General features: G+C 70.8%; 12 protein-coding genes and 2 pseudogenes. 10 read left to right on the top strand and 4 right to left on the bottom strand.

The genetic code is table 11. From position 1 onward, the window contains the following. Nucleotides 1-16: 16 nt before the first annotated feature. Both ABZ576_RS06575 and ABZ576_RS06570 read left to right on the top strand, forming a co-directional pair. Nucleotides 17-772, top strand: a complete 756-nt coding sequence (locus tag ABZ576_RS06575) for a TIGR03089 family protein (RefSeq protein WP_360736573.1) — start codon at nucleotides 17-19, stop codon at nucleotides 770-772. Nucleotides 773-1,157: 385 nt separating this feature from the next. Beyond that, nucleotides 1,158-1,553, top strand: a pseudogene (locus ABZ576_RS06570) (LytR family transcriptional regulator); the annotation flags it as partial. Nucleotides 1,554-2,267: 714 nt separating this feature from the next. Here ABZ576_RS06570 and ABZ576_RS06565 read toward each other — a convergent pair. Together ABZ576_RS06565 and ABZ576_RS06560 are read right to left on the bottom strand one after the other, a co-directional pair. Beyond that, a complete protein-coding gene (locus tag ABZ576_RS06565; RefSeq protein ID WP_360736570.1) occupies nucleotides 2,268-2,834 on the bottom strand; it encodes an ATP-binding protein in 567 nt (188 codons plus the stop codon). Then, on the bottom strand, nucleotides 2,831-3,199 hold the full coding sequence (locus ABZ576_RS06560) for a hypothetical protein (RefSeq protein WP_360736567.1): 369 nt from the start codon (nucleotides 3,197-3,199) through the stop codon (nucleotides 2,831-2,833). Before ABZ576_RS06560 ends, ABZ576_RS06565 begins: the two co-directional genes overlap by 4 nt. 322 nt (nucleotides 3,200-3,521) lie before the next feature. Between ABZ576_RS06560 and ABZ576_RS06555 the strand changes: the two genes are divergently transcribed. The 6 genes and pseudogenes from ABZ576_RS06555 to ABZ576_RS06530 all read left to right on the top strand — a co-directional run bounded on the left by ABZ576_RS06555 (nucleotide 3,522) and on the right by ABZ576_RS06530 (nucleotide 10,188). Continuing rightward, entirely contained in the window at nucleotides 3,522-4,388 is an 867-nt protein-coding gene (locus ABZ576_RS06555; RefSeq protein WP_360736565.1) for a helix-turn-helix transcriptional regulator, read from the top strand. Next, entirely contained in the window at nucleotides 4,385-4,588 is a 204-nt protein-coding gene (locus ABZ576_RS06550) for a DUF397 domain-containing protein (RefSeq protein ID WP_360736562.1), read from the top strand. Before ABZ576_RS06555 ends, ABZ576_RS06550 begins: the two co-directional genes overlap by 4 nt. A 332-nt stretch (nucleotides 4,589-4,920) precedes the next feature. Continuing rightward, entirely contained in the window at nucleotides 4,921-5,262 is a 342-nt protein-coding gene (locus ABZ576_RS06545; RefSeq protein ID WP_360736560.1) for a hypothetical protein, read from the top strand. Nucleotides 5,263-5,668: 406 nt separating this feature from the next. Then, nucleotides 5,669-6,460: pseudogene (locus tag ABZ576_RS06540) on the top strand (LCP family protein); the annotation flags it as partial. A gap of 232 nt (nucleotides 6,461-6,692) precedes the next feature. Beyond that, the gene (locus ABZ576_RS06535; protein ID WP_360736557.1) at nucleotides 6,693-8,453 is read left to right on the top strand and encodes an LCP family protein; all 1,761 of its coding nucleotides are present in this window, start codon (nucleotides 6,693-6,695) and stop codon (nucleotides 8,451-8,453) included. Nucleotides 8,454-8,535: 82 nt separating this feature from the next. Then, nucleotides 8,536-10,188, top strand: coding sequence for an LCP family protein (locus tag ABZ576_RS06530; protein WP_360736555.1), 1,653 nt, complete (start codon nucleotides 8,536-8,538; stop codon nucleotides 10,186-10,188). A gap of 91 nt (nucleotides 10,189-10,279) precedes the next feature. Here the strand turns inward: ABZ576_RS06530 and ABZ576_RS06525 are convergent, their stop codons facing one another. Continuing rightward, nucleotides 10,280-11,308, bottom strand: coding sequence for a glycosyltransferase family 2 protein (locus ABZ576_RS06525; protein ID WP_360736552.1), 1,029 nt, complete (start codon nucleotides 11,306-11,308; stop codon nucleotides 10,280-10,282). A 251-nt stretch (nucleotides 11,309-11,559) separates the two neighbouring features. On the opposite strand from ABZ576_RS06525, the gene ABZ576_RS06520 reads away from it, so the two are divergent. Continuing rightward, nucleotides 11,560-12,939 (top strand): LCP family protein, encoded by a 1,380-nt coding sequence (locus tag ABZ576_RS06520; RefSeq protein ID WP_360736686.1) that lies wholly within the window; start codon nucleotides 11,560-11,562, stop codon nucleotides 12,937-12,939. Nucleotides 12,940-12,947: 8 nt separating this feature from the next. Here the strand turns inward: ABZ576_RS06520 and ABZ576_RS06515 are convergent, their stop codons facing one another. After that, entirely contained in the window at nucleotides 12,948-13,523 is a 576-nt protein-coding gene (locus tag ABZ576_RS06515; RefSeq protein WP_360736549.1) for an acyl-CoA thioesterase, read from the bottom strand. Nucleotides 13,524-13,615: 92 nt separating this feature from the next. Between ABZ576_RS06515 and ABZ576_RS06510 the strand changes: the two genes are divergently transcribed. Beyond that, entirely contained in the window at nucleotides 13,616-14,941 is a 1,326-nt protein-coding gene (locus ABZ576_RS06510; RefSeq protein WP_360736547.1) for an LCP family protein, read from the top strand. Nucleotides 14,942-14,997: the final 56 nt, after the last annotated feature.

Genomic DNA, 14,997 nt, shown 5'->3' with positions numbered 1-14,997 from the left:
GCGTACCCTGTGCCGGGTGAACGCCACCGATCGCACCCCCGCCGACCTGCTCACTTCCGCGCTCGCCGCGGATCCCGGCCGCCCGCTGGTGACCTTCTACGACGACGCCACGGGTGAACGCGTCGAACTGTCCGTGGCCACCTTCGCCAATTGGGTGGCCAAGACCGCCAACCTCCTCCAGGGCGACCTCTCCGCCGGCCCCGGTGACCGGGTCGCGCTGCTGCTGCCCGCGCACTGGCAGACGGCGGTGTGGCTGGTGGCCTGTTCCGCGGTGGGCGCCGTCGCGGACGTCGCCGGGGATCCGGCGGCCGCCGACGTCGTCGTCAGCGGGCCGGAATCGCTCGAGGCCGCCCGCGCCTGCACCGGTGAGCGCGTGGCCCTGGCGCTGCGCCCGCTCGGCGGACGCTTCCCGCAGCCGCCGGCCGGGTTCCTCGACTACGCGGTGGAGGTGCCGGGCCAGGGCGACCGGTTCGCGCCGTTCGTCCCGGTGGACCCGGAGGAGCCGGCGCTCATCGTCGCCGGCCGGGAGTTCAGCGGGGCGGAGGTGGTCGAGCGGGCCGTCGCGGAGGCGCCGTCGCTGGACCTGACCGGACCCGCGTCCCGCATGCTGTCCGCACTGCCGTACGACACCTGGGAAGGGCTGTGCGCCGGCCTGTTCTCGCCGCTGGCCGTCGGCGGGTCCGTGGTGCTGTGCCGGCACCCGGAGCGGCTGGACGAGGAGGGCCTCGCCAAGCGGATCGAGAGCGAGAGGGTGACGGCGGTGCGCCGGTAGACCCACGCCGGCCACCCCACCACGGCCGGACGGGTCACCCCACCACGGCGGGTGACCGGCCACCCCACCACGGCCGGACGGGTCACCCCACCACGGCGGGTGACCGGCCACCCCACCACGGCCGGACGGGTCACCCCACCACGGCGGGTGACCGGCCACCCCACGACCGGACCGGTCACCCGCCGCGGCCGGACCACGTACCGGCCGCGCCCCGCGGCCCGGCCCCGCCCCCGCCGTCCGCTCCACACCCCCGCCGGTCGCCGGTCCCCGCCGTTCCCCGCCGTTCCCCCGTTCGGAGTAACAAAGGGCGCTGTCACCGCCCGGTCCCGCCATCGTCGTAAGGGCAGGACGTGACGCTCGTACGCCATGGAGGGGTGGACCTGACGTGAGCGACACCGCAGGCAACTCCCTCGGCCCCGGTGCCGGCTCCGCGGCCACCGGTGAAGGGCTCGCACGGCGGCGTCGGCGGTGGGTCAGGGGTACGGCGCTGGCGGCGGCCGTCCTCCTCGTGGCGGCCGGAGGCGCCGGCTGGGCCGTCTACGCCAAGCTCAGCGCCAACATCACCCCCGACGACGCGGCCGCCGCCGAACTGGCCCGGTACGAGAGGGAGCGGCCCACCGCCCTGGTGCGGGGCGCGCAGAACATCCTGCTGATCGGGTCCGACACCCGGGCCGGGGAAGGCAACGGCAAGTACGGCAAGGACCTCGGCAGCGAGCGGTCGGACACCACGATCCTGCTGCACCTGGCCGCCGACCGGGACAGCGCCACGGCCGTCTCGCTGGGAGTGTCCCGAAACCTACGCGCGGTCGGGCGACGCAGGCAATGAGCGCGGCCCCGGCCGGTGGGGAGGAAGCACACCGACCGGGACCTGTCTTTGAGCGGCGGCGGGGCGCGGTGACTCCTACAACTTCGCCAAGCCGTCTAGCAGCACCCGAAACAACGCCTCATCTGGGGCCGCCCAACGGCTAGGCAGCATCGACGCAGGCACCACTTTTCGCCGCTCGGCAAGCGCGGCCACGGAATCCGGCAACGCCGCGCGTGGCATCACGTGAAGCTGCGCGCCGCCTGCCGTCCTCGGTCCGCGTGCCCGTACTGGTGGCGTCGTCTCGCGCCGCAACTCCGTGAGGACGCCGCGCGCCTGCGAAACCCCCGGCGCTGCTGCTGCCCTCTGCGGCCGAAACTCCCTCGGCGCGACGGATGCCGCGTGCCGCCGCCGCTCGGGCAGCTCCGGCACTGGTGCCCCCCGCTGCTGGCGCATCTCGGCTAGATAGGCGGCCGTGTGCCGCCCGCGCTTCTTGCCCAAAACCCCGAGCCACCTTCCCGCGCGCTGCATGAGCCCGATAATCTGTCGCATGTGCTGTCAGCTCCTCGCTAGCTGATCGGTACAAGAACCCTGGGGACGGCCCACCCGCCCCAGGGCCAAAAACCCTTCGTCCTACCGACACAACCGAGCACGGCCCCCGCCTCCGCCGCAACGGCTGCGGGGGCGCACCGGTCAGAGCAACGCCCAACCATCTACGAAGCGATGCATGAGCGCCGCGTCCGCCATTTCGTGCAGGTCTCCGCTGCCATCGACGTGCGCGTCTAGTACCTCGTGTGGGAGCTTGATCGGTTCACCCTCGACCGACACCGCCGGGGGCTTCTCGACGTCGATATCTGCCCAAACGATCTTGCCGCCGCTCTCCGCTGCCGACACGCCCCACCGGTCACTGAACGCCTCGACCAGATGGAGACCCCGGCCGTTCTCGTCGTCGTCGCCTGCTGTGCGCGGGGCCGGTAGATTCGGGTGACGGTCCCAGACCTCGATCACGAGCGTGTCACCCTGCACGCGCACCTGGACGGCGACCAGCGCCAACCCGCTCGGGTCGCGCTCCGGGCCGGGGCCGACCTCGACCGCGTTGGTCACCAACTCCGACACGATCGACCGCGCCTCGTCGGCCACGTAATCCAGCCCCCACGCCCTCAGCGCGTGTGACACGAGCGAGCGGGCGAAATGGGCCGCCTTCGGCGTCGCGTGCAGCTTCACGGAAGTGGCCCCGAGAACCGCCGGATACTCCTTCACCGTGCCATCACCCCGAGTTCTTCGACTGGGGCGGCGACGACCGGCCCCTTCGTGCCTACGATCCACACACGGCCGCTGATCCAGCGCGCCACGTCTTCGCACATGAACGTTGCTAGTGACTCGTCGTCGTGCAGATGTGCAAGCGACGGGACCACGATGTCCGAAACCCTGAACAGGCGGCAGCTCCAGAGCAGTTCGGCCCAGACCTCCAGCCGATCACCGGGACGCTCCAGCATCATCACGTCCATGAGCCGGAACCCGCGCCGTCCCGCGAAGCCGTTGAGCTTGCGACGGACACGCGATAACTCGGCCGTGGAATCCGCGCCGGGCAGCAAGCGCGCATAGCCGTAGATGGTGGGGGTCAACAGACTGTCCTCCCGGTCGTCCGGGGCCACACCGAAAGGCGTGGGCCGCCCTGCTGCGACGTGCGCACGGCAGCGATGCATGGACCGGAACCGAAGCCGTTCGCAACATCCCGTCACTCACGCGGGGCACGTTCGGCTCTCGGCATCCGCTCCGTCACGGCGCGTGCCAAGCTGAGCCCAGCATGGCGGGTGGAACTGGTCACGTGCAACCGGTTCACATGGATTGGTTCAAATGAACCGGGTCATTTGGAATCCAGCTTGGCGAGACGGCCCCGCATGAGCCACACTCGGCGGCAGACGCCCACACCAGGGAAGGGATGCCGTGACCGAGAAAACGCCGGGCCTACGAAGCCTTGCGCTCGCGCTGCGACGGCTGCGGGAAGCGGCCGGGATGGAGCCCGAGGAGGTGATCGCAAAGGGACCGGTCAGCAAGAGCACGCTACGGCGCGCGGAGAACGCCGAAGCGCGGCCCAACCGCAGCACCCTGTACCACCTGCTGACGCTCTACAGGGCCGACGACGCCACCCGCGCTGAGATCGACGCCCTATGGGAAGAGGCGGGAAATCAAGACTGGTTGCGGCCCTATCACTCCGACCTGCGCCGTGACTACAAGGCGTGGATCGCGTGCGAAACGGCCGCATCGGAGGTCAAGAGCTACGAATCCTTGTTCGTTCCCGGCCTCACCCAAACCCGCGAATACGCGCACTGGCTCATCCAAGGCGTGTGGCCCTCCGCGACCGCGACCGACCTCGAACACCACGTGCAAGCGCGGATGGACCGGCAAGCGGTGATCACGCGGGCAAAACCCGTGACGTTCACCGCCGTCATGGACGAGGCCGCCCTACGGCGCGTGGTCGGCTCACCGCTGGTGATGTCTGAGCAGATGCGCCACCTGCAAGCGCTCGCGGATCAACCGCACGTCACGCTGCAAGTGATCCCGTTCAGCAGCGGTGCGCACCCCGGCATGCCCGGCTCGCTCGCCGTGGCCACGTTCGCCAAGCCGGCCGAACAGCCGGTCGTATACAGCGACGGCATGACCGGTGACGTGCTGCTCGACTCCGAACAAGATGTCGAGCACTACACCGAAATCTTCGCCGCCACACAGGCGAAGGCGCTCAACCCAACGGACTCGCTCGCCCTCATCGCTGCGGCCGAACACGAGTTCACCCGAGAACTGGAGACAGCATGAACAGCCCCGACCTCACCAACGCGCAGTGGTACAAGAGCTCTTACAGCAGCGGACAGGGCGCCTGCGTAGAGGTCGCCCACCTCCCCGGCGCGGTCGCAACGCAAGACAGCAAGGACCCCGGCGGTCCTGCGCTCGTCTTCACCCGCGACGGCTGGAAGAGCTTCCTCGACGGCATCGACGCGGGCGATTTCGGCGGATAACCGGGAGATTCACGCGCCCCCGCTCCACGTCGGAGCGGGGGCGCCCGGCATATACCAACGGCATACAACGGCGGTCATGGCCGAAAACACCCCTCGGAACTGGCCAACACCCGTCGCCAGCGGTCACATTCGAACACCCGACCAGGCACGCCACAAGGTCACCGGGCATATGACCGGGGCGGAACCGGACATACCGCATAACTGCGCGCGAAGGTCCTAGCGGGACACGAAACACCGGCGTTACGTTCGAGGCGTTCCGAAAGCGGCTGCATATATGCGCCGAACGTCCCCTGGCGCACGCGGCCGATCCGATCCAGTGAGAGGGAACGATCATGTTACGAGCCAAACTCGCGATGCTCGCGGCCGGTTCCGCCGCCGTGCTCGCCCTCGGCGGCCTCGCCGCCACCCCTGCAAGCGCCGCGACGGACGGTGCCCAGCTCGTGCCGACCAGGATCGGTGACTTCCTGGACTCCGGCGGCTCAGATGTCGGCGACGTCCTGAGCGAGCAGACGTGCACGTCTACCCCGGCCACTGCCAACCGCATCGCCCTCGACGCGGGCCAGTCCGCCATCGTGTACGCCAACCTCGTGACCTGCCTTCTCGACGTCGGCGGCTCGACCAGGACGGGCACGAGCAACATCGTCGGCGGCGTGAACGTGTACAGCACGAGCTGACACAGGACGTGCGGGCAACGCCGCGAGGCGTGATCCCGCCGGGGGCCGCGCCGTCAGGCGTGGCCCCCACCGCGCGGAACGCGCGGTGCCGCCGCGCGTCAGCGCGGCCAAGCGCCCGTCAGTGCCCGCTAGGGCACGGACGGGCATAGCTTGATCTACGTCGAGAACAGCGCGCCTGCCGCAGAAACCCACGGCGGGCGCGCTGCCGCGCGTCGGGCGTCAGCCCGGCGCGCGGCGCGGCGGCGCTCTGACCGGAGCATCGGGCACAGAGCGGCCGGGGCCGGTGGGTCCGCGCCCCGCGCGGGGCCACCGGACGCGGGCGCGGGCGCAACCACGACCACCGCGCGGCGCGACGCGTCACGCGGCGCGGTCAACCGCCGTGGCGTGCAGATGTCGGGACACGCCCGTCTCGCTGCCCCGGGACCTGATGGTGGACATCCCCGGCTGCCGGCGGGAGGACGGCCGGCGCAGCGACCCGGTGTTCTCGATGTTCAACCACGCCTTCCAGGTGGGCGGTTCGGCGTGCACGATCCGGACCGTCGAGAAGCTGACCGGCATCCGTGTCGACCACCACGTGGTCGTGGACTTCAGCGGGTTCAAGGAGATCGTGGACGCCGTCGACGGGGTGGAGGTGTGCCTGAAGGAACCCGTCGACGACAAGGCGGCCAAGCTGCGGCTGCCCGCCGGGCGGGTCACCCTCGACGGGGAGCAGGCGCTCGGCTACGTGCGCGCCCGCAAGTCCCTCGGCGACGGCAGCGACACCGAACGGATGGAACGGCAGCAGCGGTTCCTCGGCGCGCTCGTCAACAAGGTGCAGAGCAATGACGTCCTGCTGAACCCGGTGAAGCTGTACCCGGTGCTGGACGCGGCGACCTCCGCGCTGACCACCGATCCGGAACTGGCCAGTCTGGGCGGCTTGTACCAGTTGGTGCGGGGACTGCGCGACATCCCCACCGAACGTGTGCAGTTCCTGACCGTGCCACGGGAGTCGTACGTCTACGACACCAACCGTGACCAACTCGTGGAGCCGGAGGCCGAAAAGCTCTTCGGGCGGCTGCGGGCCGACCAGTCGGTGGCGGTGGCCGGCGACAATTCACGGGATGTTCCCGGCGGGGTCACGGAGACGGACGGTCGGGACGGCCCCTCGCCCGCCCCGACCTTTCACGGGAACACGGCCGCCGAGCAGGTCTGTGTGTAAGAGGAACGGCAAGAAAGACGAGCTCCGGTTCAGTAAATGAGGGGGATTGCCCGGTTGTAGGGAGGTGGAATTTGTCACCGGCGTCGCTCGACGCTGAACTGGGCGGATAGTGTGAGCGATCCGGTGCACCTGGCCGCGAGGTCCGTCCTGGGGTCGTGCACTGATTCACCGAGACCCGAGCGCCTTGGAGGGGGAAGGCGCCGCGTGGCCCCGACGGAGGATTCGGACAACCGTGGACGCGCAAGGCCGTGGGCGGGCGGACAACATCGACCCCGCAGACCAGTGGGTACTCAATCCGAACACCGGCGAATACGAACTGCGACTGAGTCCTTCCGCAGCGCAGTCGCCGGTGCCCGGACCGCGCAGACCGTCCTCCCGGGACGGCGGCGGAGCGGCGGGCGGCCGTGCGCGGCAGCCGGCGGGGCAGACCCGGCAGACGCCCCGGGCGCGCGGCACCGACGTGCCGCCGCCGCGTTCGGCGCGGCGCCGGGGCGGTGAGCCGGAGGCTCCGCCGCCGGGCCGGCGCGCCTCCCGGCGGCCGGTGAAGAAGAAGTCGACGGCGAAGAAGATACTGCTGTGGACCGGCGGGTCCATGGCCTTCGTGCTGGTCGCGGCGACGACCGCCGGCTACCTCTACATCAAGCACCTGAACGACAACATCACGTCCGTGTCCGACGACGGCGCGAGCACCGGTGGCTTCAGCAAGGACGAGGCGATCAACATCCTGCTGATCGGCACCGACAAGCGCACCGGCAAGGGCAACGAGGGCTACGGCGACTCGGGCAGCGTCGGCCACGCCGACACCACGATCCTGCTGCACGTCTCCAAGGACCGCTCCAACGCCACCGCGCTCAGCATCCCGCGTGACCTGATCGTGGACATCCCGGACTGCCCGACCCAGCAGGAGGACGGCAGCCAGAAGGTCATCCCGGGCTCCGAGGGCGCGCGCTTCAACACCAGCCTCGGGCAGGACGACCGTACGCCCAGCTGCACCATGCGGACGGTGACCGAGCTGACCGGGATCAAGCCGGACGACTTCATGGTCGCCGACTTCAACGCGGTCAAGACGCTGACCGAGGCGGTCGGCGGGGTCGAGGTCTGCCTGGCCAAGGACATCGACGACCCGGACTCGCACCTGAAGCTTTCCGAGGGCACCCACAACATCTCCGGTGAGCAGGCGCTGGCGTTCGTGCGCACCCGGCACTCCGTGGGCTTCGGCGGCGACCTCAGCCGGATCGGGCTCCAGCAGCAGTTCCTGAGCGCGCTGATGCGCAAGCTGAAGGGCAACTCCACGCTGAGCAGCCCGACGAAGATGGTGAAGCTGGCGGAGGCCGGCACCAAGGCGCTGACCGTGGACGACAAGCTGGACAGCATCGGCAAGCTCAAGGACCTGGGGCTGGAGCTGGGCAAGCTCAACCCGAAGAACCTGACCTTCACGACGGTGCCGGTCAAGGACAACCCGGCGGAGAAGGTCAAGGCCACCGTGGTCCTGGACGAGGCGAAGGCGCCCGCGGTCTTCGAAGCCATCCGGGGCGACGTCTCCTTCACCGAGGTGAAGAAGAAGCAGAAGGAGGCGAAGGACGCCCAGGCCGCCCGGCTCAAGGGCACCAAGGCACCCGCCTCCGAGGTGCGGGTGCGCATCCTCAACGGCGGGGCCACGGACGGCAGCGCCCAGGCGGAGCTGAACTGGCTGCAGAACGAGCAGGGCGTGACCAAGTCGGAGAACGCCGGCAACGCGCCGGCCGCGCTCGGCAAGACCACGCTGGAGTACGCGCCGGACCAGGCGGCCCAGGCGCGCCGGCTGGCGGCGATCATGGGGCTGTCCGGATCGGCTCTGAAGCCGGGCGAGAGCGTGACCAATTCCCAGGGGCTGCCGGCGATGACGCTGACCCTGGGCAAGGACTTCAAGGGAGCGGGGGTCTCCCTGACGACGCCGTCGAAGGCGCCGGACGTCGACAAGTCCACGGCAGACAAGGTGAAGTGCGCCTCGTAGGTAACCCTAGGGGCCCGTCGTGCGTCTAACCCGACGCGGGACGGGCCCGCTGCTTGGCGCAAGGGTGGGGAGGGCAGGGAATTTGGCGCAGAGCGAGGTGCGCGGGGAGGCTCCGGCGGTCGAGGACGGAACGTCACTCACGCCGCAGACCCCGGACGCGCCGGCGCGTTCCGGCCGGCGCCGCGGCGGGCGGCGGGCGGTCGGTCGGCAGCGGGACAGACGGCGGCCCAGACGGCGCGTGCTGCGCTGGTCGGCGACCGTGCTGGCGGTGTTGATACTCGGCACCGCGGGTGCCGGTTATCTGTACTACCAGCATCTCAACGGCAACATCCAGAAGGGCAAGCGCGCCGTCGGCGACGACTCCAAGGCGCACCGGACCGCACCCAACGCGGCCGGCCAGACCCCGCTGAACATCCTGCTCATCGGTTCCGACAGCCGGAACTCCAAGGAGAACCTGAAACTCGGCGGCAGCCGGGACCACGTCGGCGACCCCCCGCTCGCGGACGTGCAGATGCTCATCCACCTGTCGGCGGACCGCAAGAGCGCCGCCATGATCAGCATCCCGCGGGACACCCGGGTGGACATCCCCAAGTGCACCGACCCGGAGACCGGCAAGGTCTATCCGGCGACCAACGACATCATCAACGTCACCCTGGGCCGCGGCGGGGCCGGCTGCACGCTGCTCACCTGGGAGAACCTCACCGGGGTCTACATCGACCACTGGATGACGATCGACTTCGCGGGTGTGGTGAGGATGGCGGACGCCATCGGCGGTGTCGAGGTCTGCGTGAAGCAGAACGTCTCGGACCACTCCACGCCCAGTCAGCGCGGCGGCTCCGGCCTCCGGCTGAAGGCGGGACGCCAGAAGGTCCAGGGGGTGAAGGCCCTGCAGTGGCTGCGCACCCGGCACGCCTGGGGCAGCGACCTGATGCGGGCCCGCGCCCAGCACATGTACCTCAACTCGATGATCCGCACGCTGAAGCAGCAGAACGCGTTCACCGACACCGGCCGGCTGATGGACCTGGCCGAGGCGGCCACCGAGTCGCTGAAGGTCTCGGAGGAGATCGCCTCGGTGAAGAAGCTGTACGGGCTGGGCATGGAGATGAAGTCCGTGCCGACGGACCGCGTCACGAGCGTGACGATGCCCAACGTCCCCGACCCGAGCAACCCGAACGCCCACGTCGTACCGGACAAGTCCAAGGCCGACAAGATGTGGCGGATGCTCCGGGATGACGTGCCGTTCGACAAGAACGGCGGGAAGCCGGACGGGAAGCAGGCCGCGGGCAAGGAGGAGGCGGCCAAGAAGCCCTCGGTCGACACGAGCCGGCTCGGGGTGCTGGTGCAGAACGCCACCCGGACCGCCACCGAGGCCGCGGTGCGGCAGCGGGCGTCCGCGATCAGCCAGGAGCTGGTGGTCAAGGGCTACGCCCGGGCGACGGCCGACACCTCGGGAAGCCTCGCCGAGGACAAGACGGTCGTGCGCTACCCGAGCGCGGATCTGGAGGGTGACGCGCAGGCCGTCGCCAAGGCGCTGGGCATTCCGATGAGCCAGGTGCGGAAGTCGACCGACGTGTCGGGGGTCACGGTCGTCGTCGGCGCGGACTGGCGTACGGGCAGCGCCTATCCCAAGCAGCAGGAGCCGAAGGCCGGCGACCTGCCCGAGGGCGCCGACGCCGTCAACGGCTCGGACGAGTCGAAGTGCATGGACGTGTACGAGCCGTACCGGTGGAGCTGACGGCCCGGCGCACGTGACGACGGCCGAAGACGACGGCCGAAGACGAGGAAGGGCCCCTCCCGCGCGGCGGGAGGGGCCCTTGCGGTGTCCGTCAGACGGCGTCGAGGACCGCGGGCCGGCGGGAGGCGATGACCTTCCTCGCCAGGGACCGGGGGCTGGTCAGGAAGCCCCAGCCCCACGACATGTGCATGGTGGCCAGGGCCACCGGGATCTGCAGCCGGGCCTTGGCGGGCAGGCCCCGGCCGGCCGGGACGGAGCCCGCGACGATCGCGGCCAGGTAGCCGCCCGGGACCACGAAGGCCCACGGGGTCAGCGCCGCGCCGGCGACGAGGCCGGCCGCGATCGCGCACACCGCCGTCGGCGGGGCCAGGTAGCGCAGGTTGATGGAGCCGGAGTGGTAGCGGGCGACGACGTGCCGCCAGCGGCCGTAGTCCTTGTACTGCTTGGCCAGCGCCCGCACGGACGGCCGCGGCCGGTAGGACACCTTCAGCTCGGGCGAGAACCAGATCAGCCCGCCCGCCTCGCGGATGCGGAAGTTCAGCTCCCAGTCCTGGGCGCGGATGAACTCCTCGTTGTAACCGCCCTGCTGCTCCAGGGCCTCGCGGCGGAAGACGCCGAGGTAGACCGTCTCGGCCGGGCCGGCCTGGCCGCCGGTGTGGAAGGCCGCGTTGCCGACGCCGATCTTCGAGGTCATGGCGGCGGCGACCGCGTGCTCCCAGTCGTTCTCGCCCTCGGCGTGCATGATGCCGCCGACGTTCTGCGCGCCCGTCTCCTCGAGGAGCCGGACGGCGGTCGCGATGTAGTTCGGCGAGAGCATGCCGTGGCCGTCGACGCGGACCACGATCGGGTGCCGGGACGCCTTGATCGCCGCGTTCAGTGCGGCGGGGGTGCGGCCGGTCGGGTTGGGCACGGTGTGCACGCGCGGGTCTTCACGGACCAGCTCGGCGGCGATCTCGTCCGTGCGGTCCGTGGACGGACCGAGGGCGATCACGACCTCCATCTCGCCGGCGTACTCCTGCGCGAGGATCGCTTGGACGGCCCCGCGCAGATGCCGCTCCTCGTTGAGGACGGGCATGATCACGGACACAGCGGGGAGCCGCACGTCGGGCTTGGCGTTCATAGGGGCCTCACGTTACCGCGAACGGGGGACACGGGTGCGCGCCGCCCGGCGTGCGGCGCGGGCTGGAGATCGTATCGGCCTACCGTGCTCACGGATCCCACGTACGGCCTCGTCCGGAGGTGTCCTCCTTGCCCAGCCCGCCCCGGTCCCCCGCGCGTCCGCAGCGCCGCCCGCAGCCGCCCCGCCGCCTGCCGCGCCCGCCCGAGCGGCCCGTGCGGTCCGTCCGGCCGCCGCGGCGGCCCCGCTGGGCCATGCGGGCGGTGTGCACGCTGTCGGTCGTGGTGCTCGCCTCCGCGGGGATCGGGCACACGGTCGTCAGCAGCCTGGACGCCGGCATCGCCCGGATCGACGCCTTCAAGGACATGAAGAACCGGCCCCGGGCCGGCCACGGCATGAACCTGCTGCTGGTCGGCACCGACGGCCGCGACAAGCTCAGCGAGCGGGACCGGCGCACCTTCCGGCTGGGCGGGCAGCCCTGCCACTGCACCGACACGATGATGATCGTGCACATCTCGGAGGACCGGGAGCGGGCCACCGTGGTGAGCCTGCCGCGCGACTCGTACGCCGAGATGCCCGCGCACGTCGACCAGAACTCCGGGCAGCGGCACGGAGCGCACCCGGTCAAGCTCAACGCGGCCTACGCCGAGGGCGGCCCCCAGCTGACCATCCGCACGGTCGAGAACATGACCCACGTGAAGATCGACCACTATCTGGAGGTCGACTTCACCAGCTTCATGCGGACCGTCGACGTGGTCGGCGGGGTGAAGGTCTGCACGCCGACGCCGCTGAAGGACACGTACACCGGGCTCGACCTGGCCCCCGGCACGCACACCCTGCGCGGCGGACAGGCGCTCCAGTACGTGCGGGCCCGGCACCTCGACGGGGCCAGCGACCTGGGCCGGATGAAGCGGCAGCAGCGGTTCCTGGCCGCGCTCATCGAGAAGGCGACCTCGTCCGGGGTGCTGCTGAACCCGATGCGGTTCCGGGACGTGACCCGGGCGGTGCTCGGCTCGGTCCGCGCCGACGCGGGCTTCGGCACCGACGAGCTGCTCGACCTCGGCCGTGCGATGCGCAGCTTCTCGCCGTCCTCGTCCGAGTTCACCACCGTGCCCATCGGACAGATGGACTTCCCGGTCAAAGGCATCGGCTCGACCCTGAAGTGGGACCAGGCCAGGGCCGCCCGGCTGTTCCGCTCGCTGCGCGAGGACGAGCCGCTCACCGCGGACCGCCCGCGCCGTGCCCCGGCACAGGCTCCGGTGCCCGTCGAGGTGGCCCCGGACCGGATCCGGGTCCAGGTGGCCAACGGCACCGGCACGATGGGGCTGGCCAAGCGGGTCGACGCGGCGCTCGCGGCGGCCGGGTTCGCCACCACGCGCCGGCCGGTGACCGCCCCCGCGCACACACCACGCACGGTGATCTTCTACGACCCCCGCTGGGACCGGTCCGCCCGCTCCCTGGCCGCCGCCCTGCCGGGCAGCGAGCTGCGCGCGGTGGCGGGCCAGGGGCCGCTGCTGAAGGTGACGGCCGGCGCCGACTTCAAAAACGTGCGCAAGGTGCGTTTCGAGGACCCCGGGCAGCCGGAGCAGACGGTGGTGCGCGGCGACGAGGTGGTGTGCTCCGGGAACGCCTAGGCGGTGTCCTAGTCCTCGAATCCCTCCGCCACGCGCTGCTCGCGCAGCTCGCGGATCGCCCGGCGGCGGGCCAGGCGGTGGGTGCGGCGGATCTGGGCCTCCTGGTAGCGGCGGCGGTCGCGGTCGGTCTCCGGGAGCACCGGCGGGACCCGGCGCGGCTTGCCGTCGGCGTCGACGGCCGCGAAGACCAAGTAGGCCGAGCCGACCTGGGTGGGCGGTGCGGACTCGTTCCAGCGCTCGGCGAGGACCCGGACACCGATCTCCATCGAGGTCCGGCCGGTCCAGTTCACCTGGGCCTTCACATGGACCAGGTCACCGACGCGGACCGGCTCCAGGAACGCCATCTCGTCCATGGACGCGGTGACGGCGGGGCCGCCGGAGTGCCGGCCGGCCACCGCGCCCGCCGCGTCGTCGACCAGCTTCATGATCACTCCGCCGTGCACCGACCCCAGGAGGTTGACGTCGTTGTGGGTCATGATGTGGCTGAGGGTGGTGCGCGAGGCGGACGTGGGCTTGCCCGGGATGTCCGGTTCCACGTCCGTGGCCTGGTCTGTCATGCCCTCCACCTTATGCCGCGGCCGCATTCGCGGACTTTGTGTCGGGTTCGCAACAGCGGCGCCCTGATTTTCCGACATCCCTTGTCGAGCACGTAGCGGCGCCCTGCACACTGGGGCGCATGAATGACTGGCCCGAGGGATGGTCCGACGACAACCGCGGCCCGCGCTACGGACGCGGCAGTGCCGGCGCGCAGCCGGAGGCGGCCCGCGTGATGCGTCGGGTGCGGCGCGGCCCGGCGGTACCGCCCGGACCGCGCTCGGCGTACGGCGACCCCGGCCCGGCGGCGCCGCCGTACGGGGCCGGCGTGCCGCAGCAGCCGTCGTACGTCGACGGCCGGGGACACGACGACGGCGCCGGTCACGGCGACTACGACAGCGGCTACAACACGGGCCGGGTCTACGGCTCCCCGGGCGGCCGGGGCCCGGGCGGTCCGGCGGGCGAGTCCACCCGTGCCCCGCGGCCCGCGCCGAACTGGCGGCGCCGGATCAAGTGGACCGCGGTCTCGCTGGCGACCGTGGTGGTCGTCACGTCGGTGGCCACCTACTTCTGGGCCGACTCCAAGCTGCGCCGCGAGGTCGACCTGTCGACGGTCATCGACCGGCCGGAGGCGGGCGAGGGCACGAACTACCTGATCGTCGGCTCGGACAGCCGCGAGGGCATGTCCAAGGAGGACGAGAAGAAGCTGCACACCGGCGGCGCCGAGGGCAAGCGCACCGACTCGATGATGATCCTGCACGTCGGCGACAACGGCGACACGCTGATCTCGCTGCCGCGCGACTCGGACGTGGTGGTCCCGTCGTACAAGGGCTCGACGTCCGGCAAGGTCTACCCCGCGCAGGGCCGGCACGCGAAGCTGAACGCCACCTACTCCGAGGACGGGCCGACGCTGCTGGTCCGCACGATCGAGGCCAACACCGGGCTGCACATCGACCACTACGTGGAGATCGGCTTCCAGGGCTTCGCGAACATCGTGGACGCGGTGGGCGGCGTCGAGATCGACATCGACAAGGGCTTCAAGGACAAGTGGTCCGGCGCCGACTTCGAGGCCGGCAAGCAGACCCTGAACGGCCAGCAGGCGCTCGCCTTCGTCCGCACCCGGCACGCGTTCGCCGCCTCCGACCTGCAGCGGACCAAGAACCAGCAGAAGTTCCTGGCCGCCCTGGCCCACCAAGTGGCGACCCCGTCGACGGTGCTCAACCCCTTCAAGTTCTACCCGACCATGGGCGCGGGCCTGGACTCCCTGATCGTCGACGAGGACATGTCCCTGTGGGACCTGGCCTCGATGTTCTGGGCGATGAAGGGCGTCAGCGGCGGTGACGGCACGTCGATGAACATGCCGATCTCCGGCTCCTCCGGCGGCAACCTCGTCTGGGACAAGGCCAAGGTGAAGACGCTGGTGGACCAGCTGAACAACGACGAGAAGGTGACGGTCACCGGCAACTAGCCGGCTGCCGCGCCCGGACCGAGGGCACCCGCGCGGGTGCCCTCGGCCGCTGTACG

The sequence above is a fragment of the Streptomyces sp. NPDC013455 genome, assembly GCF_040632975.1.
In the GTDB taxonomy this organism is placed as follows: domain Bacteria; phylum Actinomycetota; class Actinomycetes; order Streptomycetales; family Streptomycetaceae; genus Streptomyces.
This window is presented reverse-complemented; position numbering and strand designations above follow the sequence as displayed.